Annotated in this window: 22 protein-coding genes and 1 pseudogene; 20 read left to right on the top strand and 3 right to left on the bottom strand. The window is 53.8% G+C overall.

The genetic code is table 11. The features are described 5' to 3' along the window. Positions 1-4 precede the first annotated feature (4 nt). From HCX89_RS00600 to HCX89_RS00530, 15 genes and pseudogenes are all read left to right on the top strand, one after another. A complete protein-coding gene (locus tag HCX89_RS00600) occupies positions 5-3,430 on the top strand; it encodes a chromosome segregation protein SMC (protein WP_167714710.1) in 3,426 nt (1,141 codons plus the stop codon). 21 nt (positions 3,431-3,451) lie between these two features. After that, positions 3,452-4,420, top strand: a complete 969-nt coding sequence (gene zipA / locus HCX89_RS00595; RefSeq protein WP_129979016.1) for a cell division protein ZipA — start codon at positions 3,452-3,454, stop codon at positions 4,418-4,420. A 74-nt stretch (positions 4,421-4,494) separates the two neighbouring features. Then, positions 4,495-6,501: an NAD-dependent DNA ligase LigA gene (gene ligA / locus HCX89_RS00590; protein WP_167714708.1), complete on the top strand. Its 2,007-nt coding sequence runs from the start codon at positions 4,495-4,497 to the stop codon at positions 6,499-6,501. Positions 6,502-6,649: 148 nt separating this feature from the next. Continuing rightward, a pseudogene (locus HCX89_RS00585) lies at positions 6,650-6,931 on the top strand (IS4 family transposase); the annotation flags it as partial. Between the two features lie 270 nt (positions 6,932-7,201). After that, positions 7,202-7,735: a DUF2919 domain-containing protein gene (locus HCX89_RS00580; RefSeq protein WP_232786026.1), complete on the top strand. Its 534-nt coding sequence runs from the start codon at positions 7,202-7,204 to the stop codon at positions 7,733-7,735. 279 nt (positions 7,736-8,014) lie between these two features. After that, the gene (locus HCX89_RS00575) at positions 8,015-9,223 is read left to right on the top strand and encodes an HD-GYP domain-containing protein (RefSeq protein ID WP_028779362.1); all 1,209 of its coding nucleotides are present in this window, start codon (positions 8,015-8,017) and stop codon (positions 9,221-9,223) included. Between the two features lie 117 nt (positions 9,224-9,340). Further along, complete coding sequence (locus tag HCX89_RS00570) at positions 9,341-10,162, top strand: SDR family oxidoreductase (protein ID WP_025888352.1); 822 nt, start codon at positions 9,341-9,343, stop codon at positions 10,160-10,162. Between the two features lie 35 nt (positions 10,163-10,197). Then, positions 10,198-10,818, top strand: coding sequence for a thiol:disulfide interchange protein DsbA/DsbL (locus HCX89_RS00565; protein WP_144191652.1), 621 nt, complete (start codon positions 10,198-10,200; stop codon positions 10,816-10,818). A gap of 432 nt (positions 10,819-11,250) precedes the next feature. Beyond that, positions 11,251-11,517 (top strand): DUF4212 domain-containing protein, encoded by a 267-nt coding sequence (locus tag HCX89_RS00560; RefSeq protein WP_025009490.1) that lies wholly within the window; start codon positions 11,251-11,253, stop codon positions 11,515-11,517. A gap of 12 nt (positions 11,518-11,529) precedes the next feature. Continuing rightward, on the top strand, positions 11,530-13,263 hold the full coding sequence (locus HCX89_RS00555) for a sodium:solute symporter family protein (RefSeq protein WP_025009491.1): 1,734 nt from the start codon (positions 11,530-11,532) through the stop codon (positions 13,261-13,263). A gap of 221 nt (positions 13,264-13,484) precedes the next feature. Further along, on the top strand, positions 13,485-15,332 hold the full coding sequence (locus tag HCX89_RS00550) for a DUF294 nucleotidyltransferase-like domain-containing protein (protein ID WP_167714707.1): 1,848 nt from the start codon (positions 13,485-13,487) through the stop codon (positions 15,330-15,332). A 1-nt stretch (position 15,333) separates the two neighbouring features. Further along, the gene (locus tag HCX89_RS00545) at positions 15,334-16,005 is read left to right on the top strand and encodes an exonuclease domain-containing protein (protein ID WP_167714705.1); all 672 of its coding nucleotides are present in this window, start codon (positions 15,334-15,336) and stop codon (positions 16,003-16,005) included. A gap of 148 nt (positions 16,006-16,153) precedes the next feature. Next, on the top strand, positions 16,154-16,747 hold the full coding sequence (locus HCX89_RS00540; RefSeq protein ID WP_025009494.1) for a hypothetical protein: 594 nt from the start codon (positions 16,154-16,156) through the stop codon (positions 16,745-16,747). 64 nt (positions 16,748-16,811) lie between these two features. After that, entirely contained in the window at positions 16,812-17,423 is a 612-nt protein-coding gene (locus tag HCX89_RS00535; protein WP_025888359.1) for a class I SAM-dependent methyltransferase, read from the top strand. A gap of 496 nt (positions 17,424-17,919) precedes the next feature. Continuing rightward, the gene (locus tag HCX89_RS00530; RefSeq protein ID WP_096141654.1) at positions 17,920-18,858 is read left to right on the top strand and encodes a chemotaxis protein CheV; all 939 of its coding nucleotides are present in this window, start codon (positions 17,920-17,922) and stop codon (positions 18,856-18,858) included. On the opposite strand, the gene HCX89_RS00525 is transcribed toward HCX89_RS00530, so the two are convergent. Then, a complete protein-coding gene (locus HCX89_RS00525; RefSeq protein WP_167714703.1) occupies positions 18,859-19,497 on the bottom strand; it encodes a hypothetical protein in 639 nt (212 codons plus the stop codon). It abuts the gene before it with no gap. 71 nt (positions 19,498-19,568) lie between these two features. Beyond that, the gene (locus tag HCX89_RS00520; protein ID WP_025009498.1) at positions 19,569-19,928 is read right to left on the bottom strand and encodes a DUF2750 domain-containing protein; all 360 of its coding nucleotides are present in this window, start codon (positions 19,926-19,928) and stop codon (positions 19,569-19,571) included. Between the two features lie 257 nt (positions 19,929-20,185). Between HCX89_RS00520 and HCX89_RS00515 the strand changes: the two genes are divergently transcribed. The 4 genes from HCX89_RS00515 (at position 20,186) to HCX89_RS00500 (ending at position 23,221) form a co-directional block, all read left to right on the top strand. Then, positions 20,186-21,349 (top strand): lytic murein transglycosylase, encoded by a 1,164-nt coding sequence (locus tag HCX89_RS00515; protein ID WP_232786028.1) that lies wholly within the window; start codon positions 20,186-20,188, stop codon positions 21,347-21,349. Between the two features lie 136 nt (positions 21,350-21,485). After that, a complete protein-coding gene (locus tag HCX89_RS00510; protein WP_223828942.1) occupies positions 21,486-22,370 on the top strand; it encodes a WYL domain-containing protein in 885 nt (294 codons plus the stop codon). 70 nt (positions 22,371-22,440) lie between these two features. Further along, on the top strand, positions 22,441-22,923 hold the full coding sequence (locus HCX89_RS00505) for a peptidylprolyl isomerase (RefSeq protein ID WP_071239052.1): 483 nt from the start codon (positions 22,441-22,443) through the stop codon (positions 22,921-22,923). Between the two features lie 70 nt (positions 22,924-22,993). Beyond that, positions 22,994-23,221, top strand: coding sequence for a DUF3389 family protein (locus HCX89_RS00500; protein WP_025009501.1), 228 nt, complete (start codon positions 22,994-22,996; stop codon positions 23,219-23,221). A gap of 4 nt (positions 23,222-23,225) precedes the next feature. Here the strand turns inward: HCX89_RS00500 and HCX89_RS00495 are convergent, their stop codons facing one another. After that, positions 23,226-24,236, bottom strand: coding sequence for a glutathione S-transferase family protein (locus HCX89_RS00495; RefSeq protein ID WP_109247896.1), 1,011 nt, complete (start codon positions 24,234-24,236; stop codon positions 23,226-23,228). Between the two features lie 180 nt (positions 24,237-24,416). Here HCX89_RS00495 and HCX89_RS00490 point away from each other — a divergent pair, with 180 nt between their 5' ends. Beyond that, on the top strand, positions 24,417-25,088 hold the full coding sequence (locus tag HCX89_RS00490) for an alpha/beta hydrolase (protein ID WP_144168502.1): 672 nt from the start codon (positions 24,417-24,419) through the stop codon (positions 25,086-25,088). Positions 25,089-25,422 lie beyond the last annotated feature (334 nt).

Below are 25,422 nucleotides of genomic sequence, written 5' to 3'. Positions count from 1 at the left end.
AAATATGAGACTCAAACAGATAAAACTCGCTGGCTTCAAGTCATTTGTCGATGCTACCAAAATCCCTTTTCTCAATCCGCTGACGGCCATTATCGGCCCCAATGGCTGCGGTAAATCCAATGTGATTGATGCCGTGCGCTGGGTGCTGGGTGAAAGCTCGGCCAAACACCTGCGCGGTGACTCCATGGCCGATGTTATCTTTAACGGCTCCAGTGCTCGTAAGCCTGTTTCTGTCGCCGGCGTTGAGCTGGTATTCGACAACGCCCTTGGGCGTATCGGCGGCCAGTATGCCAACTACGGCGAAATCTCCGTCAAGCGCCAGGTCTCCCGCGATGGCGAAGCCCTTTATTTTCTCAACGGTCAAAAATGCCGCCGCAAGGATATTACGGATATCTTTATGGGCACCGGCCTTGGGCCGCGCAGCTACGCCATCATAGGCCAGGGCACCATCTCCCGCTTGATAGAATGCAAACCGCAGGAACTCAGGGTCTTTATCGAAGAGGCCGCAGGCATCTCCCGTTATAAAGAGCGGCGCAAGGACACGGAAAACCGTATTCGCCATACCCGTGAAAACCTTGAGCGACTGGGGGATATTCGCTCCGAGCTTGGTAAGCAACTGGATAAGTTGACGATTCAGGCTCAGGCCGCCAAACGCTATCGGGAATACAAGCAAAGTGAGCGGCGCTTGCATGCCGAACTCTTGGTGATGCGTTTTTTGGAGCTCAATGATCAGGCCGAGGCGCAAAACAGCGAGATAGAAAGGCTGGAGACCGAGCTGGCCCAGCAACAGGCGCAGAAACAAGAGTTGGAGTTGAGCCTGACTCGGCAAAAGCTGGCTCAGGATGAACTCAGTGAAAAGGAACAGCGCCAGGTTGCCGATTTTTATCACAACAACACTGAAATCGCCCGTATCGAGCAGCAGCTCAAGTATCTCAAAGAGCGGGATAAACAGCAGGCATCTGAATTGGGGGCGCTGCAACAGCAAATCGCCACATTGAATGAGGAGCTGGCTCAGGCCAAGCAGCAGGAGCAAACCCTGGATGACAGTTTGCAGCAACATTTGCCGCGCCAGGAAGAGCTGGAAGAGCAGCAGTTTGAACTGAGCCAGCAGTATGACGCGGCGCTCTCGCAAAGTGAAAGCCTTGCCGGCGAGTTGCAGCAGGCGGTGACTGCGGTCAGAGATATCAAGCATCAACAGGAGCTTGCAGCCACCCGGGAGCAGCATCTTAAGCAACAACATGCCCAGCGCAGCGAGCAGCTTGATAAGCTAAGTGCAAGATTGCAGCAACCTGAGGCCGATAACGGGGCAAACCCGGCTGAGCTTCAGCAGCAGGTCAGCTTGTGTGAGTCACAATTGGCGGCAGCTAAAGCCGATGTCGAACGGCATGGCGCAGAGTTGACCAAGGCCCTGGAGGCGTTGGAGCTGGCAAGACAAGCGGAGCAGCAGTTGGTGCAGCGCCGCTCGGGGTTAATTGGCCGCCTGGAGCTGATAAGTCAGTGGCTCGAAGGCGCCGCACAAGCAACGCAAGAAACACAAACTGCCTTGACTCAGCTTTGGCAGGAAATTCAGGTTGAGGCCGGTTGGGAGCAAGTGGTTGAGGCCTGGCTTGGCCCCTTGATGCGCGCCGCTGTCTATCCTGACTCCAAACCATTTGATGGCAAAGGTTTTGCTCAGACTCGTCGCCAAAGTTGGGGGCCGGTCAGCGCCGGCGTCAACTTAAGTCCCTGGCTTAACAGGGTGCGCTGGGCCGAGTCGGCGCAGCAGGCATCCAACTTGCTCGAGCAGGGGCTGGCAGAGGGGGAGCTGATCCTCTGCCGCGATGGAGACCTTTTTGCGCATGATATAAAGCTGACACTTGCCGAGGATGGCCAGTCACTGGTGAAGCTGACCGCCGAGCAGGGTGCCATTCAGGCTGAGCTCGATAAGCTTGCAAGCGAGAGCCGGCAGGCGCAGCAACAAACCACTGCGGCCCAGGATAGGTTCAACGAATTAAGGCAGGCTCAGCAGCTCAAGTCCGAGGCGCTACAGCAACAGCAACTGGCGTTGACCCGCGCTGTGATGGCTTGTGAGGCTGCCACCGAGCAGGCTGCACGCGAGCTCAGACAAAGGCAACAGATAGAAGCGGAAATCGCCGAGTTGAAAGAGCGCCTCGAGCAGGAGCAGTTTGAGCTGGAGACGCTGATTGAGAGTCAGTTTGCTGCCGATGATACTCTGTATGAGCGCCAGCGGCAGGAGCGATTGCTGAGTGAGCGCCACAATGAGGCCAATCAGCAAAAAAACAGCCTTAAAGTCAGCCTGAGCGAACTCGAGCGCCAGTTAAAAACCTTGAACGGGACTCTGGCGGAGCAGAAAACCGCCTTGGCGTTGGCTTCGCAGCGGCGTAAACAGTTGACCGAGCAGTTGCAGCAGGCCGAGCACAAGCGCAGGGAATTGCTGGATAAACCGCAGCAAGATGCAGATACGGCCGAGCTGCAACCGCTGGAGCAACGCCTGGAAGGGTTGCTTGCGCTGCAACACGGGATGCAGACGGAGCTTGAGCGCACCCGGGCCAAACTTGCCGAGCAGCAACAGCAGTTGGATAGTACAGCTTTAAAGCAAAAACAACAGCTTGGACAACTGGAGCACTTGACTCAGACAATCAGCACGTTAAAGTTACGTCGCGAGGGATTGAAAGGTCAGGCCGACAGCCAATTGGCGCAGCTCAGCGAGCAGCAGATCAAGCTGCATGAAGTGGCGGCAAACCTGCCGGATGAAGCAAAAATAGCGCCCTGGCAGGACCAGCTGGAATCAGTTCGGCGCAAGATAAGTCGCCTCGGCGCCATTAACTTGGCGGCCATTGAAGAGTATGAGCAGCAAAAAGAGCGTAAGGCTTATCTCGATGCCCAGGATGAAGATCTCAACAAGGCGCTGGCCAGTCTCGAAGAGGCGATCCGCAAGATAGACAGGGAAACCCGCAGTCGCTTCAAGGCGACTTTTGAGCAGGTCAATGCCGGACTGGGCGAGTTGTTTCCCAAGGTATTTGGTGGCGGCAGTGCCTATTTGGCACTGACAGACGATGATTTGCTCGATACCGGAGTGACCATCATGGCCCGGCCACCGGGCAAGAAGAACAGCACGATTCATCTACTTTCGGGTGGAGAAAAGGCTCTGACGGCTTTATCATTGGTGTTTGCGATTTTCAGGCTCAATCCGGCGCCTTTTTGTATGCTGGATGAGGTCGATGCACCCTTGGATGACGCCAACGTCGACAGATTCTGCCGCCTTTTGCAGGAGATGTCGGACAGCGTACAGTTTATCTATATCAGCCACAATAAACTCACCATGGAGATGGCTGATCAGTTGATAGGTGTCACTATGCATGAGCCGGGTGTCTCTCGCATAGTCGCAGTCGATATTGAAGAAGCGGTGGCTATGGCCGACGCCGGATAACCATAGGAAAACAGGTAACCAATGGAAAATTTGCAACTGGTATTGTTTGTGTTGGGTGCGATTGCCATCATCGCCGTGCTGGTTCACGGTTTCTGGTCTATCCGCAAACAACAGCCCAAGTCGCTGAAAGAAAATCCGCTGACAGGTTTCTACAAGGACCAGGCCCGGCGTGACAGCGAAGGTTTCGATGCCGATGGAATTGGTGAGGTGAGGGTGCGTAAAATTTCGCCGGACGAGAAGCCGCCCAAGCTCAAGAGCAGCAAGTTGCGTAAACCTGGTTTCCAGCCGCCTCAGCAGGATGAAGTTGAAGGCGAACAGTCGTTTTCCCTCTCAGGCGCCAAACCCGAGCCGAGAGTGAACAGCAAGCCACAACGGCAAGAGCCTGTGTTACATATCGATGATGAAGAAGATATTGCCGAAATGCAGATGGAGCTTGGGCTGGGCGCGGATAATCACAGCGACACTCAAACCACGGCCCAGGCCGGTCATCAGGTAAACAGCCAGCCAGAGCCACAACTTGCCACTGAACAACAGACCCGCGAGCAGGCCAAGGAAGAATCGCGCCACGATGAGTTGCCCGATCCCACAGATGTTTTGGTACTGCATGTGGTTGCCAAAGAGGGCGAGAGCCTCAGCGGTGCTGAGCTGCTGCCTTGCCTGTTGGCACTGAACTTCAAGTTTGGTGACATGAACATTTTCCATCGCCATGAAGACAACGCCGGCACAGGTCGGGTGCTGTTTTCCCTGGCCAACATGGTTAAGCCCGGGGTGTTTGACCCGGACAACATGGAGCAGTTCAACACTCAAGGGATAGTTCTGTTTATGACCTTGCCTTGTCACGGCGATCCACTGATGAACTTTTCCATCATGCTCAATTCCGCCCATCAATTGGCGGATGATCTTGGTGCCGATCTGCTGGACGGCCAGCGTCAGCCATGGCATCAGGACACCAAACAAGCTTACCTGGGCCGTATTCGGGCTCAGGGCTGATATCCATCAGGGAGCCTGTGTGAGTCTCTCTATCCAAGGCCGCCTCTGCGGCCTTTGTTTTGTGCGGAATTTTTATGCAAGCCATTGAAAACGAAATTGATCAGCTGATAAGTACCATTAACGAGCACAACATTCGCTACTATGTGGATGACAACCCCAGCATTCCCGACGCTGAATATGACCGCCTGATGCAGCGGCTCAAGACGCTGGAGGCCGAGCACCCTGAACTGCAACGCAGCGACTCGCCAAGCCTCAGAGTCGGTGGTCTGGCGCTGGCCAAGTTTGAACAGGTGACTCACCTCAAACCTATGCTCAGTCTGGACAACGCCTTCAGTGAAGAAGACTTTGCCGCCTTCCATAAGCGGGTGACTGACAGAGTCGGCGAGTTCAGCTATTGCTGCGAGCCCAAACTCGATGGTCTGGCGGTCAGTATCCTCTATCGCGATGGCGTGCTGGAGCGCGCCGCCACCCGGGGCGATGGCGCGGTCGGTGAAGATATTACCGAAAACGTTCGTACCATTCGGGCGGTGCCGCTGAAACTCAGGGGCGATGATTATCCGCCGCTGTTGGAAGTGCGCGGTGAAGTATTCATGCCCAAGGCGGCCTTCGAGGCGCTCAACGAGCGTAACCGGGTCAAGGGAGACAAGCTGTTTGTCAATCCGCGTAATGCCGCCGCCGGCAGTTTGCGGCAGCTGGACTCCAAGATCACTGCCTCCCGGGCACTGGCGTTTTACGCTTATGCATTGGGTGTGGTTGAGCCGGAATCCTTCCCGCTGGCGGACACCCATCTTGGGCAGTTGCAGCAGCTTAAAACTTGGGGATTGCCGGTCAGCAGTGAGATCCGCCTTGCCAAGGACCTCAGCGAAGTGGATGACTACTACCGGGATATTATGGCGCGCCGCAGTGCTTTGGCCTATGAAATCGATGGTGTGGTATTCAAGGTCAACAGCATAGAAGCGCAGCAGACACTGGGATTTGTCTCCCGTGCACCGCGCTGGGCCATCGCCTATAAGTTTCCGGCCCAGGAAGAGATGACTCTGCTCGAAGGGGTCGACTTTCAGGTAGGCCGCACCGGCGCCGTGACACCGGTCGCCAGGCTCAAGCCTGTGTTTGTCGGTGGGGTGACAGTTTCCAACGCCACTTTGCACAACGCCGACGAAATCGCCCGCCTTGGGGTCAAAGTTGGCGATACTGTGATCATTCGCCGCGCCGGTGATGTTATCCCGCAAGTGGTTGCCGTGGTGCCGGAAAAAAGACCTGAGGATGCCAAAGAGATCAGTTTCCCGGAGCAATGCCCGGTTTGTGGCTCTCAGGTGGAACGACTCGAGGGGGAAGCCGTGGCTCGCTGCAGCGGTGGCCTGTTCTGCGAAGCGCAGCGCAAGGAAGCCATCAAACACTTTGCCTCCCGCAAGGCGCTGGATATAGACGGCATGGGCGACAAGATAGTCGAGCAGTTGATCGATAAGGAGCTGGTAGAAAGCCCGGCGGATCTGTTCTCACTCACGGCTTCGGCCCTGACTATGCTGGAGCGGATGGGGCTCAAGTCGGCCACCAATCTGGTGCAGGCCATAGAGGCGGCCAAACAAACAACCCTGGCCAAGTTTCTCTACGCTTTGGGGATCCGTGAGGTGGGTGAATCCACCGCCGCCAACTTGGCACGGCACTTCAAAGAGCTCGATGCCCTCAAGCAAGCGAGTGTCGAGCAGCTTATTGAAGTGGAAGATGTTGGTGCCATAGTGGCTCAGCATGTGGCGCACTTCTTTGCTCAGCCCCACAACCTTGAAGTGATAGATAAACTGCTGGTCGCCGGGGTGACCTGGCCGGCCATCGAAGCGCCGTCTGAAGACGAGCAACCGCTCAAGGGGCAGACCTGGGTATTGACCGGCACCCTGAGCCAGATGAGCCGCACTGACGCCAAGGCGCAGCTGGAGGCGCTCGGCGCCAAAGTGTCCGGCAGTGTTTCCAAGAAGACAGACTGCGTGGTGGCCGGCGAGGCCGCTGGCTCCAAATTGACCAAGGCCAATGAGCTGGGGGTTAAGGTGTTGGATGAAGCCGGCCTGCTGGCGCTGCTGCAGCCCTGAGCTTTATTTCTCTGTTTAAGCCCCGCTAAGCTGCGCAACGTAGATCAGATAAGGAGCGGTTGACCGAACCTCCTGATGAGAGACAATCGGAAACCTGTTTGTAGGTTTCCGATTTTTTATGTCTATTCAAAACTGCTTTGCCGACTTTGGTTATAACTTGGTGAGACGAGAAGCGAGCCAAGCGGCAGTAGAGCATGGTCGAATGCCCAATGAAATCAGCTTTAAGTACGCTTGTCAGTTCATCGCAAGTCAGCTCAAAGTCATGAGCAAAGCGGTGTCACCAGGTAATACGCCGAAGCGTCTAAACAGTCTGCGAGGAGACTTGTCCATCCTTTTTATAGACAAACGCCCTAAGCCAAATCGGCCTAGGGCGGTAAAAATATCAAAGACCCGATATCCTGTTAATCACAAGGCAGCTCCGCTTAAGTGAACTACGTTGCGCTAAGCTGCGGGGCTTTTTTATGTTCACTTAGCATCAACTGATCCGAGTTGATAAGGACTCTTAACATTTCAGACTCAAAAAAGCCAAACAGTCTGTTAATGCCTCCCTTATTTAGCTTATTTGCCTTACACAACTTGAATTGCGCCGCCGCAGGACCCACCTCATTGTTTTGGAAGATGCTTCGGACTCAAGGCCTGTAGGTTCATCTGCCTAGAAGCCGGAGTCAGTCACAAGCGTGAGCGCTTTCGGTTACTTTTTATGATGGCTGCGCCAGGCCCTGTCTGGGTGAGTCACAATGATGGAATTCTGCCCTTGCTTAAATTTGAACATGTACGCTGGCTCGACAATAACGGTCATATCAAGCCGCCGTTACTGCTTTACATCATAGTACTGTTTCTGGCCCGCGGCTGGTGTGTGTTTGCCGCGTCCCTTACCCAGGCCAGCGACAGGGCCGCTTTGGTGCGACTATTTTATCCGGAAAAGAGCGACTTCCTATTGGCTCTGGCCGCCGGCGCCGGCGCCTTGCTGGTCTATGGTTTGATCGTGGCGGAACGTAAACGGGTATTTGAGGTGGTGATCCCACTATTTCGGCAAATTCGTTGGTGGTTGGCGCTGTTGCTGGGGATAGACGGCATGTTGCTTATTCAGCGTCTTGGTCACAGCGACTGGCTGTTCAGTTGGAATCTGGCGCTGGATGCTTTGCTGCTGTTCTGGTCTTTGCTGTACCTCGCCAAGTCGGCTCATTTGCGCCACTATTTGAACGACTGGCAAAAACAAGACAAGTTGGAGTGACATACAAGGCAAGGTTGGCGGTTTTTTGCTATATAAAACAGAGACCCATTGGCATATTTCGGCTTAAAGAGTTATCAATTGCAGCCATTTTGGATGAAATATGAACATAAAAGGGCTTCAGCAGCCGTTTAGGAACTAAAACACTGTCAAATATGCTGTTTTTGTCATAAATTTGGCGCTGAAGTCTTACGCTTGGTTTTCAATGGTCTATAGTTAAGACTCTTGGGTATTGGTTTTTTAAAACCTTGTTTATCAAGTTGTTCTCTGGAGAAACTTTGAGTGGCCAAAGCTGAAAGGATCCATCTCCCGCTGTCACGCCTGCAAACCGGCATTACAGTCAAGTTGCCTCTGTCCTGGACAGATCATCCCTTTTTGTTCAATCGTATAGAAATCAAAGATGCCAGCCAGATAGAGATGATCCGTAATCTCGGGGTGCCCTATGTCATCTTGCTCTCCGACGAGGAGCTGCTCAATGATGTGATTGAAGAGGAAGACGAGGCGCAGCAGGCAACAGAGCAAACAAAGGACAACAAACCGGATCCCAAAGCCTCTGCCCGCAAGGCGATACGCAAGAGCCAGGGGCGTTTTTTGAATGCCATTAATGACAGTCGTACCGTGGTCAGTAAGTTGGTGTCCGATCCCGAAGGCGCCGTTCGTGAAGCCTCAGCTCTGGTAGAGCTGATGCTGGAGCATCTGTTGGAATCCGATAATCCCAAGTTGGCCTTGGTGTCCAGTGGTGAAGGCGCTCCCAGCGTGACTCAGCACGGGATATCGGTGGCGGTACTGGCCTTGATGATCGGTCATTCGCTTGAGTTGTCCAAGGACAAGCTGAGGGACATCGCTCTGGGGGCACTGCTGCACGATATAGGCAAACTCAAGGTGCCCGATGCCATCAGGCGCAAGCGCGGCCCCTTGAGCCCACATGAAAGCAATTTTCTCTCCATGCATCCCAATTTTGGCTATGACATGCTCAAGCGCAGTGGCCTGTTCGGCAATGAGGTACTGCATATAGTGATGCATCACCATGAGTTTATCGATGGCTCAGGCTACCCCGATGGGCTCAAGCTGGCCAAGCTGCCCCTGACCACTCAGATAGTGGCACTGGCCAATGACTATGACAGCCAATTGGCGCGTCAGGAGATGGTGTCACCGCAAATTGCCCTGGGTTATCTGTTTAAAAATAGGGTCGGCCAACATCAGGAGCAGTTGATTTCGGCGCTGGTCAAGGTGCTGGGTATATATCCGCCTGGCACCCTGGTGAGTCTGTCTGACAACAGTGTCGGCAAGGTGATGATGACGACCGCAGAGGTGCGACAACCCCAGGTCTGGGCCTGTAAACGCGATGGCAGCGAGCCTAAGTTGCGCTTTCTTATGGATGAGGAGGTCAGCGTGGAGGCCGTGCTCAAGTCTGATGAACTGACCGAAGGCGCCTCAAAAACCCTGCAAACCGGTGCCAGCATCAGTTTCTATTTCAGCGCCCTGGAATAGCTTGCAACCCGCTTTCTCTTGCCGTGAGCGGCCAAAGTTTGGCCACTCATAGGCCCACCTCTGGTTTTTATTGTTATTTGTCTTATGCTTGAGCTCGGTTTACAACGGAGTAGGGCGATGAAACATATTGCAGTTTGGGGCTGCGGCTGGTTTGGTTTGCCACTGGCGAAGGAACTGCAGACCAGAGGCGTTAAGGTTTGCGGCAGTAAGCGTACCGAGGAGGGCGCGGATCTGTTGAGAAAAGAGGGGATGGATGCCGTAACCCTCAATCTTGCTGAGCCTGCACCTTTACCTTCGTTACCGGATGGCTGTGATGCCTTGGTGCTCAATATCCCCCCCGGCCTTAGGCGTGGCGCCAATGATTATCTGTCCTCTCTCGAGCGTTTATTGCCTGTGATTGCAGCAAGTTCCATCAAACGTCTGTTGTTTATAAGCAGTTCAGGGGTTTACCCACAGTCTCAGGGCGTGGTCACAGAGGCGACATCTGTTGATGCTCCGGCGGACAGCTATTCCGGCACCTTGGCGATGGCTGAGCAGAAGATACTGGCGCTTGCCAACGAAGGTCTCAAAGTCACTGTCATCCGATTTGCTGGCTTGGTCGGACCTGGCCGTCACCCCGGGCGCTTCCTGGCCGGCAAGAAAGGGCTGCCCGGAGCAAACGCCGTGGTGAATCTGGTGCATCTCGATGATTGCATAAATGCCTGCCTGCAGTTATTGACCGCCGCTAACCCAGGGGCCATCTATAACCTTTGTGCGCCGTGTCATCCAACCAGGCAAGAATTCTATCCGCTTGCCGCCAAGGCGCTTGGCCTGGCATCGCCTGAGTTTGCAACAGAGAGTGAAACCGGTAAGTGGGTGGATGGCTCTCTCATCTGCCGCGAGCTTGACTTTGAATACAGTTACCCCGAGGCTGATAGCCTTATTGCCGCTTGCCAATAAAAAGCGTGACTAAAAACAGAACAAGAGGAAACCCTATGTCTTTTTTATCCAGAATGGTGAGAGCCTTGCCGCTGATACTCTTGGCCTTCGGCAGTTTCAGTGCCAGTGCGGCCGATTTTCAGGAAGGGCGCGATTATGTCAAGGTGCCAGGGATTCCGGAAGCCAAGAGTGGCATAGTCAGAGAGTTTTTCTCCTATAACTGCCCCCATTGCTATCACAAGGATCCCTTGATGCAGCAAACTGCTGCCCTGCTGAAGGGGAAACTGGATTTTGAACGAACCCCGGTCGGTGCCGGGCGTCCCTCCTGGATCCTCAGTCAGGAAGCCTATTATCTGGCGCAAAAATTCAGGATAACCGATCAGGTGCACGGCAATATTTTCAACAGGATCCATGAGAAACATCAGGCTTTTGATCGGCCGCAGCAGTTGAAGGATTTCTTCTTGGCGGAGGGGGTCAATGAGCAAGAGCTTAACCAAACCTTGGGCTCGGCCGACAGCAAGCTGGCGTTGGCCAATTATGATACCCAGACTCAGCTCTCAGGGATTCGTGGTGTGCCTTCACTCTTGGTCAATGGCAAGTATTTGATCACCTCCCAAAGCTCAGATCCCAAGGAGCTGGCAGCGCTAGTCCTCTATTTGAACCAGGAAGCGCCATAGCGACCACTTTGCAAATGCAGTCAAGAAAATGCAATCAAGAGGCCGAATGGCCTCTTTTTTTACGCTTTTTGGCATTAATCTGCCGAACAAATTCAGACAAGAGCCTGAATGGTCATAAGAGTTTATTCCACCTCGGTTCGATAAAAGCGTTTATGGCAGCTTTGGGTTCTTGTTCGACCCTTCCCATGGCGGAGAAGGGCCGCTTCCTGATGCAAACCATCCTGAAAATCACTTCGACATTGGTCTAATAATAAGCGCCAATTAAACGAGCGTTTTATTGGCGTATTTTGTTTTAACCAGCTGATAAATATTGGATTTTTACAATTGTTATTAATGTGTAAATTTGGGGTTAGACTAAGGTCTTGATTGTGGCACTCCCGGCGGTTGCTAGATTAACTGTGACTTAATAATTATTACCACAGGGGAGTCGCTATGGGTTTTGAAAACAATGACAAGGCAAAGGGGTACTGGCGCGAAAACTTGCGCTTGGTACTGGCACTACTGGCCATCTGGTTCGTGGTTTCCTACGGTTGTGGGATTTTGCTGGTGGATGTTCTCAATGAAATTCATTTTATGGGATTCAAGCTTGGCTTCTGGTTTGCCCAGCAAGGTTCCATGTATGTATTCGTAGTGCTGATTTTCGTATATGCGGCCAAAGCGAATGCCTTAGATAAAAAATATAACGTACACGAAGACTAAGGAGCGGGCCGTATGGATGTTCAAGCATTAACGTTTTTGATTGTGGGGCTCTCGTTTGCCCTTTATATAGGGATTGCCATCTGGTCAAGAGCCGGCTCTACCAAAGATTTCTATGTTGCCGGTGGCGGGGTTCACCCAGTGATGAACGGTATGGCGACGGCCGCAGACTGGATGTCGGCCGCTTCCTTTATCTCGCTGGCGGGGATTGTCTCTTTCGTCGGATACGATGGCAGTGTGTACTTGATGGGCTGGACCGGCGGCTATGTGTTGCTGGCTTTGTGCATGGCGCCTTACCTTCGTAAGTTCGGCAAGTTCACTGTGCCTGACTTTATTGGTGAGCGTTATTACTCCCAGGCGGCCCGAGTGGTGGCTGTGATTTGCGCCATCTTTATCTGCTTTACCTATATTGCCGGGCAGATGCGCGGTGTTGGGGTGGTGTTCTCCCGCTTCCTGGAAGTGGATGTCGACACTGGGGTGTATATAGGTATGGCGGTAGTGTTCTTCTACGCCGTACTCGGTGGCATGAAGGGGATCACTTACACTCAGGTGGCCCAATATTGCGTACTTATTTTCGCCTTTATGGTTCCGGCCATCTTTATCTCTGTGATGATGACAGGCCATATCATTCCACAAATCGGTTTTGGCGCTGAACTGATAGACGCCGCCGGGAATAATACCGGGGTGTATCTGCTGCAAAAACTCGACGGCCTGCAAACCCAGCTGGGTTTCACTGAATACACAGAAGGCGCCAAGAGCACCATAGATGTATTCGCCATCACTGCTGCGCTTATGGTAGGTACTGCCGGTTTGCCACACGTTATTGTGCGTTTCTTTACCGTACCTAAGGTGAAAGATGCCCGTATCAGTGCCGGTTGGGCGCTGGTGTTTATTGCCATTATGTACACCACTGTGCCTGCCTTGGCGGCGTTCTCCCGGGTGAACATGATAGAAACCATCAATGGTCCTGAATCGACAGGTGTTGCCTATGAGTCGGCGCCGCAGTGGATCAAAAACTGGGAAACCACCGGGCTTATCAAGTGGAATGATAAAAATGGCGACGGCAAGATGTACTACGCCAAGGGTAATCTCACCGACGACAGCAGCAATGAGATGAATATCGACCGCGATATCATGGTGCTGGCGACCCCTGAAATCGCCGATCTGCCGGCTTGGGTGATTGCTCTGGTTGCAGCCGGTGGTCTGGCGGCGGCGCTGTCGACTTCTGCGGGCTTGCTGCTGGTTATCTCAACCTCGGTATCCCATGACTTGTTGAAGAAAAACTTTATGCCGGACATCTCAGACAAGAAGGAGTTGTTCTATGCCCGAACCGCGGCGGCTGTTGGTATAGTGATTGCCGGTTACTTCGGGATTAATCCGCCAGGGTTTGTGGCGGCAGTGGTGGCCTTTGCCTTTGGCTTGGCGGCATCGTCACTGTTCCCGGCAATCGTGATGGGTATTTTCTCCAAGTCGATGAACAAGGAAGGAGCCATAGCCGGTATGGTGGTGGGGCTTGGCTTTACCGCGGCTTATATCATCTACTTCAAGTTCATTAATCCTGCCGATAACAGCGCTGAAAACTGGCTGTTTGGTATTTCGCCTGAAGGAATAGGCATGATTGGCATGATACTCAATTTTGTTGTGGCGATTATTGTTGCCAAGATGACAGCCGCTGTTCCGGAGCATGTACAGGAAATGGTTGAATCCATCCGTTTCCCCAAAGGTGCAGGCACGGCGCAGGAACACTGATAGTCTGATGCTGCATAAATGGAAGATCCCCCGCTTGGCCGGGGGATTTTTTTATCAGTGCAGTTTGGGTTGGATACTCAACTTTCTATTTTTCTTTGGTTTGGGCTTTCTGTTTCGGGCTTTCTGCCTTGGTTCTGGCTGTATTCGACTAAAGCCAGATAGCCAGCATGATACAGAGTGGGCAATATTGAGATTAGTCAGTCCAACTCTAAAGGCCGCCCATGGATGAGAGTGAACTGCTGCCTATTCGCAGCTTTCTGCAACAGACGGTTCCTTTCGATGAACTGCCGCAACTCTTGCTGGAGCAATGTTGCCGCGCCATCGGCATAGGTTATTACAGCAAGTCGATGAAAGCCGTGCCGCTGGATTCGGCCAACCCCATGCTCTATATCGTTCGCAGCGGTGCCTTTGAAGTGCGCGATGCCGAAGGCGAGTTGCTGGACCGTTTGGGGGAGGGCGATTGCTTTGGCTTTCCCTCTCTGCTGTCGGGCGAGGAGATCAGTAACAAGGTGCTGATCCTCGACGATGGCTTGGTCTATCATGTGCCACCGGCGCTGTTTGACACTCTGCGCCTGGAGTGTCGCAGCTTCGACCGCTTCTTCAACCGCGCCTATGCCAAACGGTTGCGCCACCAAGGTCGTTTTCGGGCCAGGGATTTGACCACCACCAGCCGTATCAGCACCCTGATGACCCATGAGCCTGTCAGTGTCGATCACCGCCTTTGTATCACGGATGCGGCCAAGCTGATGCGCAAGCACAGGGTATCGTCTGTCTTGGTACTGGATAATCACAAACTGGTGGGGATCCTCACCGACAGGGATCTGCGTAATCGGGTGCTGGCCGAGGGGCTTACCGGCAATGAAGCCGTGTTTCAAGCCATGACCCGCCAGCCCGTATACATAGATGCCCAGGCCCTGGTATTTGAAGCCATGCTGCTGATGAGCGAGCACAACATTCACCATCTACCGGTCATGGAGCGAGAGCAGCCGGTCGGGATGATCACCAGCACAGACATATTGCGCAGTCAGGCATCCCAACCTTTGCTGCTGATTGGCGAGATAGAGCGGCAAAAAGATCTGCAAAGCCTCATCAGTGTCAGTCGGCAAATTCCACTTCTGTTGCAAAACCTTATCAGCGCCGATGCTCGTGCCGAGGAGATTGGTCGGGTACTGACCTCAGTTACCGACGCGCTTACCCGCAGGCTTATCCAGCTCAATCAGGCGCTGCTCGGGGAGGCGCCGATGGCGTTTTGCTGGTTGGCATTTGGCTCACAGGGGCGGCAGGATCAGGCCGCATGCTCGGATCAGGACAATGGTTTATTGCTGGCCGAAGAGCCGGATGAGCATGCCAGAGGTTACTTTAAGGCCTTGGCCAAGGGGGTGTGCGCCGGGCTCAACGAATGCGGTTATGTATACTGCCCCGGGGATATCATGGCGCAAAACCCCAACTGGTGTTTGTCGCTGGCAAGTTGGCAACAGAAGTTTGCCTCTTGGGTTAATACCCCTGAGCCCAAGGCCTTGATGCATGCCAGCATCTTTTTCGATATGCGCTCCGTATATGGGCCGGACAGCCTGTTCGATGCGCTGCAAGACAAGGTGCTGGCGCAGACCAAAGACAACGATATCTTTCTGGCGGCCCTGACCGGCAATGCCTTAAGTGAGTCGCCGCCATTGGGATTTTTCCGCCAATTCGTGCTCGACAGGGATGGCAGTGAGGTCAAGGGGATGGATCTTAAACACAGGGGCAGCGCCCTTATCAATGACATCGCCCGGGTATATGCCTTGGCCGCCGGCGTCAAAGAGGTCAATACCGCCAAACGGATCCGCGCCTTGATGGAGAGCAAGCTGTTGAGCCGCAAAGATGCCCTTAATCTTGCCGATGCCCATGAATTTATTGCCCATATGCGGCTGGCCAATCAGGGGCGTCAGTTTGAGCAAGGCCAAGGGATAAGCAATTTTCTGATGCCGCAGGCACTCTCTTCACTGATGCGTCATCAACTCAGGGATGCCTTCAAGGTGGTGCATGATGCCCAGGCGGCGCTGAGACTCAAGTTTACCCGGAGTTTCTAGGATGCCTTTGCTGCACAAAGCCCGCCTGGTCTGGCATTGCTGGCAGGCTAAGGAGCCACTCAAGGTTTTTTACCAGGCCTTGAGTCCTGTGTTATCCAAACCTGTGGCAGAGGCGCCTTTGATGGCGCTGGACCTGGAAATGACCGGCCTAGAGCCGGGTTGCGATCAGATACTCTCCATCGGTGTGGTGCCCATCAACAAAGGCAGACTGGAGCTCAGCGGCGCCCGCCACAAATTGGTAAGTATTGCCGGCAGTGTCGGTCAGAGCGCCACGATTCACGGCATTATGGATCGCCATCTTGAACAGGGGGCGCTGGCGCCCGAACAGCTCTTGCCTTGGCTGTTACGGCAAAGTCAGGGGCGCATTTTACTGATGCATCATGCTCCTTTGGACTGCGCTTTTCTCAGCAGGCTTTGTCAGCAGGCATACGGTACTAAACTGCATCTTCCCGTGATAGATACCCTGCTGCTGGAAAAGACCCGCCTGCAGCGGCAACAGGAGGTGCTGCCAAGCGGTAGTCTGCGCCTCGGCGCTTGCCGCAGCCGCTATCATCTGCCGCCGTATTCGGCCCACAATGCCCTGACTGACGCGCTGGCCTGTGGTGAGCTGTTTCTGGCGCAAAGCTGTGATGCTGCCAAAGAGCCTGTGGCCGATTTCCTCTCCTGGGTATAGCAGTCGGTGAGCACTTCCTGGGTGTATTCCCTTGGTTTGACACTGAGCAGAGCGTTGTCAGAACTGAGCTTGGTCGAATTGAACTTTGCCAAGCGGCCCGAATTCGATTAATTTCAAAGTGCCACTCAAGGCGTTAAGGAGCAAAGCTATGGCACTTCCGTTACTCTGGCTCGGCTCTGCCGCACTCGGCGCCGTGTGGCTTGCCGATGAAGGGCAGAAGCGTAAGAAAGTCGCCCGCAATCGAGTACTCAAGGATATGCCGACAAAGGGGGCCAAGGGGCAGGCGCGGCTGACACCCAGTGAATGGTTTCACAGTCAGAGTGTCAAACGAGTGCAGCCCGGGATGCTGGTGTGCTGCCACGTATTCGGGGTCATTGAACACACAGGTATCTGGCTCGGTGACGGTATGTTGGCCGAACTCCACGGCAGCGGCCTTGTGCGGCCAGTGTCGGTGAAGCGTTTCCTGGCAGGTCGCAGCGGCAGCAAGGTGTTTGTTGCCTGCGATCATCAAAGAATGCCCCTGGTCAGTGAACAGGCGCTGGCCCGCGCCGGCGAGAGCCTGTTTCAGTATCGGGATTATGACTTGTTTGACAATAACTGCCACAGGTACGTGTGGCACTGTATCAGTGGCAAGCCGCAAAGGGTGAGCAGTTTTTCGCGGCTCAATCAACTGTTGGAAGACTTCTTCGGTCAGGGCATCTATTGGGATCAACTGCCGCTGGAACCCTTTGGGGAAGAGTGAAGATGATTGTCGCCGCAAGGGCCTTAAATATTAACCATGAATTATCTTGGGTGGTTTGCCATTCATGCAACTCAATCGCTTTGAAAAATCGATAGTCAGGCATCCGCTGCGTTTGTGGCTGCAAAGACAGCTGGAGCGGCGGATGTTGTTGAAGCTGTTTGCCAAGCCTTTACCTGCTTTTAGTCGCGCCTTGGAGATAGGCTGCGGCTTTGGTGAGGGAATCGCGCTTGTGCGTCAGGATCTGGGGGCGGAAGAAGTGTGGGCGCTCGATTTTGATTTCGACATGGTCAGCCACTGCGCCGGGCGGTATTCTGATCAAAACTGGTTGCATCTGTGCCAGGGCGATGGTAGCACCTTGCCTTTTGCCGATAGCCAGTTTGACCTTGTGGTCGATTTTGCCGCCTTTCATCATATTCCGGATTGGCAACAGGCGGTGGCCGAAGTACACAGAGTATTGCGCCCTGGCGGCTATTTCGTCATGGAAGAGCTTTATCGCGTTGCTATCTGTAATCCCTTGAGTCGGCGTTTGTTTGAACATCCCCAGGAAAACCGTTTCAATCACGCTGAACTCTTGGCTGTTCTTGAAGATACCGGCAACTTTGAGATTATCCGCCAACACCAGTTGCCGGCGCTGGCGGGTATTATCCTGGCCCGTAAAACCGTCGGCAAAGCTTGAGCAGGATAATGACGGGTCAAGCCGGGCCTTGTCGTGCTTGGCGGTTTTGCCCAGCTCCACTCTATAAGCACTTATGCGTTTAATCCTATGGAAGGTGCGAATCAGTCCTCGCGGCACTCTGGCTTACACAGCAATTGGCGTTCAAGGCATCTGACTGAAGGCATGCCGGGGCCTGTCGAAGTCGGATAACGCAGAGAGCCGGTTGCTGTGAAAGCCCCAAAGGGCGTGGCTTACCTGCCTGCTGTGTTATGCCTCTTGCAAAGGACTAGGGCCATTTGCTGCGAACCACGCCTTGCATCCTGGCCTGTAAGCCGACGCAGAGCACGCATGGGACTTGTTCGCACCTTCCCTATCTTTTGCAACCGATATAACAGCATCCAAGTGCGTATCATTTAAGACAATTTAGCCTAAATTTGCCCTGAAGCATGGTTTGTTGTGCCGCTTTACCACTATAATTTGCTTAATACTCCGAAGTTAAATTGGAAACGCAGTCGTTATGGCAAAAGTATTGGAATCCGTAGATCAACGTACCCAACTCGTGGGTGAGAACCGTCTGGAACTGCTGCTGTTCAGGATCAGTTCGACCCAGCTGTTTGCCATCAATGTATTCAAGGTCAAAGAGGTAGTTAAACTGCCGGAACTGTCTGCCATGCCCGGCAGTCATCCCGCCATCAGTGGCGTCGCCAATATCCGCGGTACGTCCATCCCTGTCATTAACCTGCGCAGTGCCATAGGTTTTTCGCCCATGCCGGTGGGCGAAGACGCTAACCTTATCATCACAGAATACAACCGCAGTGTGCAGGGTTTTCTGGTGGGCAAGGTTGAGCATATCGTCAACATGACCTGGGGCGATATCATGCCACCGCCGAAGACTGCCGGCCGTAATCATTACCTTACCGCCATTACCCGTATTGAGACTCAGGGTAAAACTGAGTTGGTGTCAATTATCGATGTGGAAAAGGTGTTGGCGGAGATCATCCACTATGACGTGCGTCTCTCTGAAGGTGTGCTGGATGAGACCTTGGTGGCCAAGATGCCGGGGCACAAGATTTTAATTGTCGACGATTCGCCCACCGCCAGACGCCAGGTTCGCGATACTTTGGGGCAGTTGGGGCTTGAAGTGATTGAACGCAGCGATGGGCGCGAGGCGCTGACGCTGCTCAAGTCATGGTGCGATCAGGGGCTCAAGGTGACAGATCAGATTTTGATGATGATCACCGACGCTGAGATGCCTGAAATGGATGGTTACCGTTTGACTTATGAGGTGCGCAACGACAAGCGGATGGCCGATCTCTATATCACCCTCAATACCTCACTCAGTGGCAGTTTCAATAAGGCGATGGTGGAAAAGGTGGGGTGCGATCGTTTTATTTCCAAGTTCCAGCCGGATCTGCTGGTGGAAGCCGTGCAGGACAGAATTCGTCAGCTCGGCTGATTAGTGGCTGTTTTCCAGCTCCAGTTCGCGGATAAGTTGCTTCTTGGTGCGTTTGTCCGCGGCTATGTTGAGTCTGGCCAGGCGCACGGCAAAGGCAAATCTGTCGCGGCCGCAGATGGCAGTCAAGGCCTGCAGAAAGTCTTTATCCAGTGCAAAGTTTTTGGCGTAGTGCTCTATGGCGGCAAACACTGAGCTGTAGTGCAAACCGTCGAAGTCAAACCCGGTATTTGGCGTCTCGTCGCTCAGCGGAACCCCATCAATACACAGGGGCCAGCCCTTGGCATTGATCCTGTCTCTGGCCACTTCATACATAAACCAGGCGCTGCGTTTAAAGCCGCCAAGAATTTTGCAGGAAAACTCCGATTCTTCCAGCTCTTCACGGGTCCAATTCAGCCCTATGGCCAGATGTTTGGCGTAGCGCTTCATCAACGCATCTTTAACCGCAATACGGCACTCGTATATCGAGGTGAGAGTATGTTGGCGGGCCAGCGTCAGGCACTCCTTACAGGCGGGCACGCTCAGTGAGGCATGTTCTGCATGGGGGGAGGCTCTAAAGGCAAAAACGTGCTCGCAGGGTTCGGCACAAAACCAGCAGCTGTGACGGCAATTAAAGGGGATGTCGACCAAGGGACAGGGCATAGGGTTGTGCAGATGCTGCTCTGAGTCTTAAAAGAAGTCGGGAGTCTTGATGACTCCCGACCGGGTAAGGCTTATTCGGCTTCCACGTCCACCAGGAACTTGGCCAGCTCTACCGGCTCAACTTCGGGACATTCCTGCTCGGCGCGCCAATCGATACCTATCAATACGCCATCTTCGTTGAGATCTTCAATCCAGAACTCCAGCAGCTCTTCCAGTGAAATCGCTACCGGTGCGAAGTTGACCCACTCCTCGGTGCAATGACTCTGGGCCACCGCCTGATCAGACCAAAGCGGCATGACATCTGTGTCTTCATATTCGCTGGAGTCACACACCACCCAGCCTTCGCCGGAGTCGTCCTGTAAGCCCCACACCTGCTGGTGCTCTTTGACGTTATCGATAAATTGGCTCAGTGCCGGCGCTAAATCAGTCATGATCTCTCTCTTGAGCAAGGGTTAGTGGCGCCATTATACGGCATAAGCACTGGAGTCCAAGTGAATCTTAACCTCAGATGAACAAACAGGAATAAATGCTTAAAAATCGGCTCAACGACAGGGAATTATGCCTGCGGGGCTTAAAAAACACTGTGCGACTGGTTAGGATGGAGCTCGATGGGGTGTTTATTCTTTTAAGGAGTCGGAAGGTGTTCAGAGTATTATCCTGGTTTCCCCTGCTGCTGGCCACGCAAACGCTGGCAGCCCCCCAGAATGAGGATCCCGTAGAAGCCCTGATAAAAGCCGGGGAAGCGGCTTTTCCTCAGTGTATTGTGGAGTTGCAGGACAAGGCCCTTAACGAGGGTATCAGTCAACAGACCATCGACTCACATCTTAAGCCACTCAAGTTTGTCCCCAGAGTGATAGAGCTGGATCGCAGTCAGCCCGAGTTTACCCAGACATTTGCCAACTATTTCGATAAACGGGTAACTGATTGGCGGGTTTCCAAGGGCCGGGAACTGCTGGTTGAGCACAAGGCGCTGCTGGACAAGCTCAAGCGCGAGTATGGCGTGCCGCCGCAATATCTCTTGTCTTTCTGGGGCATGGAGACCAATTTCGGAGGCTACAAGGGTAAGATGCCGGTCCTGGACTCGCTGGCGACTCTGGCCTGTGACTCCCGCCGCTCTGGCTTTTTTACCCAGGAGTTGATGACAGCGCTGAAGCTGAGCCAGAAATATGGTTTTGCTGCCGCCGATATGCAAGGCTCCTGGGCCGGTGCCATGGGACACACCCAGTTTATGCCCAGTGCCTACGCCAGTTATGCCGTCGATGGTGACGGTGACGGCAAGGCGGATCTCTGGAACAGCATAGATGATGCCCTGACCTCGGCGGCAAACTTTCTTGCTCACCTGGGGTGGCAGCGCAACGAGCGCTGGGGCAGGGAGGTTCGCTTACCTGAGGCGTTTGATTATCAGCACCTGGGGCAGAAAAAGTCTCTCGCCGACTGGCAGGCGCTGGGATTGACCCAGAGCAATGGCGAGGTGCTGCCACAGGCCCAGATGGAAGCCAGACTCTATCTGCCCGCTGGGCACGAGGGCCCTGCGTTTCTCGGCTACGATAACTTCCAGGTGATCCAGCGTTGGAACCGTTCTGAGTTTTATGCCATTTCAGTAGGCCATTTGGCCGACAGAATAAGTGGCGCCGGACGGCTTGCCAAAGCACCGCCGCAGCAAACCCGCTTGAGCCGCGCCCAGATAAAGGCGCTGCAGCAAAAGCTCAATGAGCAGGGGTTTGATGCCGGGAAGCCGGACGGTATTCTCGGGCGTAACTCCCGCGCCAGTTTACAGGCGTTTCAGCTCAGCAAAGGCTTGGTAGCCGACGGCTTCCCCTCTGCCGAAACCTTTAAAGCCCTGGGACTCTAGTTCTGCTAATCAAAATGATTGCCAGCAGCCAAGGGATTGGCTAATGTTAGCTCATAAAGGCGCCAAGAAGCTGCCCGGATAATGCCGGCAGCAGAAATTGGCGTTCTCCCTCACCTATTTGAACTCAGGGAATGATATGAGCAGCGAGATGAGCAACATAGATAAGTTGAGTCACGGCCAGCGTCAGCGTCTGGCCTTTATCGATTTCAGTCTGCAGTATTTTGGCCAGGTCAGTCGTCAGGATCTGATTGCCAAGTTTGCCACCGGATTGGCGGCCGCCACCCGCGACTTCAGCCTCTATCGCGAATTGGCGCCGCAGAACCTCAAGCTGATGCACCCCAGTCGTCATTATCAGCGCCAGCATGAATTCAAGCCCTTGTTTCATCACGATCCCGAAGCCATTCTCTCGGGTTTGGCCCGTGGCTTTGGTGATGGTTTGTCACAGCCCCTGGTTCCCAGTCAGGTCTGTTTCGATGCGGTGCGGCTTATTCATCCGGATACCGAGATTATCGCGGCGCTGATGCGCTCGATTCAACAAGGGCAGGCGCTGGCGCTGCAATATGTTTCCACCTCAAGCGGTGAAACCCTCCGTGAAATTGTGCCCCATGCCCTGGTCAACAACGGCCAGCGCTGGCATGTACGGGCATTTGACAGACAGCATGGCAAGTTCAACGACTTTGTGGTGACCCGTATCAAGCAGGCCAGAGAACTTGAAGGCTCTCCCTTGCCCAAGGAGCAACCGGCGGCCGACAGCAACTGGTTGACGCCGGTGGAACTGGTGTTGGTACCCCATCCGAGCCTGAAGCATCCGGAGGCGATTATGCTCGACTATCGTATGGAGGATGGTGAACTCAAGGTTGCCAGCAACGCGGCCTTGGCCGGATATCTGCTGCGCAGCTGGAGTGTGGATTGCTCCGCCAAGCATCAAATCGATGGTGGTGTTTGTCAGTTGGCACTTAAAAACCACCAGGTGCTGGAGCGACTCGAGCATCTGGCGATAGTGCCTGGCGCCGGGCGGTAATCCAAAGCAGTGGAGTGCAGGCGACAGTTTTGTTAAGCTGCGCCGGAATCATGAATACTGAGGACTCAGAATGAGCGTTAAAGAAGATATGGTGGTGCAGTTCAATTACACACTGCGCGATGAAAAGGGTGAAGTGCTGGAAACCAACGAGGGGCACGATCCCATCGCCTATCTGCATGGCCATGACAACATGATGCCTGGAGTCGAGAAAGCCATCGAAGGCAAAGAGATAGGCGCCAAGTTCAGTGTGACCTTGCCTGCCTCTGAAACTTACGGTGAGCGGGTTGAAGGCGCCGAGCAGCGTGTATCGGTAAAACACCTGATGGGCGCCAAAGTATGGAAGCCAGGCATGCGCGCGGTCGTCAATACAGATCAAGGCCAGCGTCAGGTGACTGTGGTCAAGGTGGGCAAGTTTATGGCCACAGTGGACATCAATCACCCATTGGCCGGTCGCGAGCTGACCTTTGATATCGAAGTGGTCTCAGCCCGTGAAGCCACCCATGAAGAGATAGCCCATGGTCATGCCCATGGCGTCGGAGGCCATCACCACTGAGTTTGGCTTTAACTGAATACGCCCGCTTTAGCGGGCGTTTTTGATTGAAAAACCATTGAGAGGAGAGGGGATGAAAATTGACTGCGAGCAGGGGCGATTGCTGCTGAGTCCCAATGAGCTGCAGGTACGCTTGCCGGCCATGCAGACAGTGTTGATGGCGCTGAGCGACGATATCCGTTTGCTCAAAGGCCCTTGCATTCTGCTGGCCGATGCCGGCGCCGTGCGTTGGCAGCTGCGGCTCGACTCAGATGAACAGCTCGAGCAACTGGCAGACTTTTACGGCCTGACGCCCGAGTGATTTACTATTCCAGTCTGTGGCGTTGATGGCTGCGCTGATAGTCTAACTCGGGGCCCTTGGGTACGATGCGACTGGGATTTATCTGCCCATGGCTGTAGTAATAGTGCTGTTTGATATGTTCAAAGTTGACCGTGGCGGCAATGCCGGGGTACTGATACAGATCGCGCAGGTATTGGCTCAGCGCTGGGTAGTCTTCAATGCGGCGTTTATTGGTCTTGAAGTGGCCCACATAGACGGCATCGAAACGGATTAAGGTGGTAAACAAGCGCCAGTCTGCCTCAGTGACTTGTGAACCGGTGAGAAAGCGGCGTTCACTCAATTGCAACTCCAATCTGTCAAGGGCACTGAACAGCTGCTCAAAGGCCTCTTCATAGGCTTGTTGTGAGGTGGCAAAACCGGCCCGGTAAACCCCGTTATTGATATTGGGATAGATGAACTCGTTGAGCGTATCTATCTCCTCTCTCAGATGGGGCGGGTAAAAGTCCAGGTTATTGCCGGTCAGATGATCGAAGGCGGAGTTGAACATACGGATGATTTCCGACGATTCATTGTTGACTATGGTCTGATGATGTTTGTCCCACAGCACAGGTACTGTCACCCGACCGCTGTAATCGGCCGCGGCGAGCTGGTAAATTTGGTAGAGGAATGCTTTGCCAAACAAAGGGTCTTGCTCGGCGCCCTGGATATGGTGGCCGCCCTTGGGGCCCGCCGCCTCTGTGGCAAATTCCCAGCCGTTTTCCAACATGTGGGGCTCGACCACAGTGACAGGGATCAGCGCTTCCAATCCCTTCAAGGCGCGAAATATCAAGGTTCTGTGGGCCCAGGGGCAAGCGAGTGAAACATAGAGATGATAGCGGCCCGGCTCGGCCTTGAATCCGCCTTGGCCACTGGGGCCCGGACTGCCGTCCGGGGTGATCCAGTTTCGCAGCTTTGCATCTTCACGGACGAACTTGCCGCCGCTTTTGTCTGTCTGATACCACTGATCAACCCATTTGCCCTGCTGCAATAATCCCATCTGTCGCTCCTTTAACGGCTTTGCTTTCATGGCTTGCATCTCAGTCTAGGTGGTGGTTATTTATGGGTAAAGCGCGAAATACATGTGTTTTTATTCGAATTTTTAGAATGGTACTGGCAAGGAATCTTCAGCCTGATATGATGTCGGTCACATTTTTTGCCTATCAAGAAGGATGTTGTTATGTCGTCAGCCACCCTGGATGCCGTTGTTGTTGAACCCCGGGAGCCGGCCACGGCCTGTGTTATCTGGTTGCATGGTTTGGGTGACTCGGGTGACGGCTTTGCCCCTGTGGTGCCGGCATTGGGACTGCCTGCCGATCACTCGATACGCTTTGTGTTTCCACATGCGCCTGAGCAGGCTGTTACTGTCAATGGTGGCTATGTGATGCGCGCCTGGTATGACATCAAGAGCCTCAATCTCCATGACAGAGCCGATATGCCAGGGGTGTTGCAATCCGAGCGTTTGGTTCGACAACTCATAGAGCAGCAAGTCGCTCAGGGCATTGCCGCCAACCGTATTGTGCTTGCCGGTTTCAGCCAAGGTGGGGTGATGAGCCTCTTTACCGCACTGCGCTATCCCGAAGCCTTGGCTGGCATTATGGCGCTGTCCTGTTATTTGCCAGGGGGTGAGCAACTGCCGGAAGACTTGAGCAGCGCCAACCGTGATACACCTATTTTGCAATGCCACGGCGAGCAGGATGATGTGGTTGCCCTCAGTGCCGGGCTTATGGCTAAAGAGGCGCTCGAGCAGCGGGGATATCGGCTTGAATGGCACACTTTCCCAATGGCGCACGGCGTGGTACCGCAGGAGCTTAATCTCATTAGTCAGTGGCTGCAGGCGTGTTTGAGCTAAGTGGCCGTTAAGGGTTGAGCGCCTGAAAACTAAGCAGCCTGGGGCAAGAAAATTATCACCCGGGCTGTTTGTTTTGCCAAACAATGGCCATGTCTCATGGCAAGCTTTAGTTATTATCTTAAATAACAGCAAGATAACTATGGTTGGTTAGAGTTCTTAAATCCTGGTCCCGCAGCATATCCCGCTTTGATATCCCCCTCGTTTAGGGGGTTATTTGGTAACGTAAACAAACTGTATTATTTCCCGCCTTAAAATCACACATTTAGCTCACTTTTATTAATAAAAATGACACATGTTCGACTTAATCTTGCTAGTATGTCGGGCGCGGGAAGTT

Origin of the sequence: Shewanella sp. Iso12, assembly GCF_012030025.1 — a bacterium.
GTDB lineage: Bacteria > Pseudomonadota > Gammaproteobacteria > Enterobacterales > Shewanellaceae > Shewanella > Shewanella algae.
Note: the sequence above shows the minus strand (reverse complement) of the source record. Positions and strands in the feature narration are given on the sequence as shown.

Bases quoted from the DNA above. Each gene is read 5' to 3' on its own strand.
- HCX89_RS00525 (WP_167714703.1), bottom strand. From the start codon at position 19,497: ATGCCCTGTCCCTTGGTCGACATCCCCTTTAATTGCCGTCACAGCTGC.
- ligA (WP_167714708.1), top strand. From the start codon at position 4,495: ATGCAAGCCATTGAAAACGAAATTGATCAGCTGATAAGTACCATTAAC.
- HCX89_RS00540 (WP_025009494.1), top strand. From the start codon at position 16,154: ATGGCACTTCCGTTACTCTGGCTCGGCTCTGCCGCACTCGGCGCCGTG.
- HCX89_RS00545 (WP_167714705.1), top strand. From the start codon at position 15,334: ATGCCTTTGCTGCACAAAGCCCGCCTGGTCTGGCATTGCTGGCAGGCT.
- HCX89_RS00520 (WP_025009498.1), bottom strand. From the start codon at position 19,928: ATGACTGATTTAGCGCCGGCACTGAGCCAATTTATCGATAACGTCAAA.
- HCX89_RS00565 (WP_144191652.1), top strand. From the start codon at position 10,198: ATGTCTTTTTTATCCAGAATGGTGAGAGCCTTGCCGCTGATACTCTTG.
- HCX89_RS00550 (WP_167714707.1), top strand. From the start codon at position 13,485: ATGGATGAGAGTGAACTGCTGCCTATTCGCAGCTTTCTGCAACAGACG.
- HCX89_RS00570 (WP_025888352.1), top strand. From the start codon at position 9,341: ATGAAACATATTGCAGTTTGGGGCTGCGGCTGGTTTGGTTTGCCACTG.
- HCX89_RS00510 (WP_223828942.1), top strand. From the start codon at position 21,486: ATGAGCAGCGAGATGAGCAACATAGATAAGTTGAGTCACGGCCAGCGT.
- HCX89_RS00560 (WP_025009490.1), top strand. From the start codon at position 11,251: ATGGGTTTTGAAAACAATGACAAGGCAAAGGGGTACTGGCGCGAAAAC.
- HCX89_RS00600 (WP_167714710.1), top strand. From the start codon at position 5: ATGAGACTCAAACAGATAAAACTCGCTGGCTTCAAGTCATTTGTCGAT.
- HCX89_RS00495 (WP_109247896.1), bottom strand. From the start codon at position 24,236: ATGGGATTATTGCAGCAGGGCAAATGGGTTGATCAGTGGTATCAGACA.
- HCX89_RS00490 (WP_144168502.1), top strand. From the start codon at position 24,417: ATGTCGTCAGCCACCCTGGATGCCGTTGTTGTTGAACCCCGGGAGCCG.
- HCX89_RS00530 (WP_096141654.1), top strand. From the start codon at position 17,920: ATGGCAAAAGTATTGGAATCCGTAGATCAACGTACCCAACTCGTGGGT.
- HCX89_RS00580 (WP_232786026.1), top strand. From the start codon at position 7,202: ATGATGGCTGCGCCAGGCCCTGTCTGGGTGAGTCACAATGATGGAATT.
- HCX89_RS00535 (WP_025888359.1), top strand. From the start codon at position 16,812: ATGCAACTCAATCGCTTTGAAAAATCGATAGTCAGGCATCCGCTGCGT.
- zipA (WP_129979016.1), top strand. From the start codon at position 3,452: ATGGAAAATTTGCAACTGGTATTGTTTGTGTTGGGTGCGATTGCCATC.
- HCX89_RS00500 (WP_025009501.1), top strand. From the start codon at position 22,994: ATGAAAATTGACTGCGAGCAGGGGCGATTGCTGCTGAGTCCCAATGAG.
- HCX89_RS00555 (WP_025009491.1), top strand. From the start codon at position 11,530: ATGGATGTTCAAGCATTAACGTTTTTGATTGTGGGGCTCTCGTTTGCC.
- HCX89_RS00505 (WP_071239052.1), top strand. From the start codon at position 22,441: ATGAGCGTTAAAGAAGATATGGTGGTGCAGTTCAATTACACACTGCGC.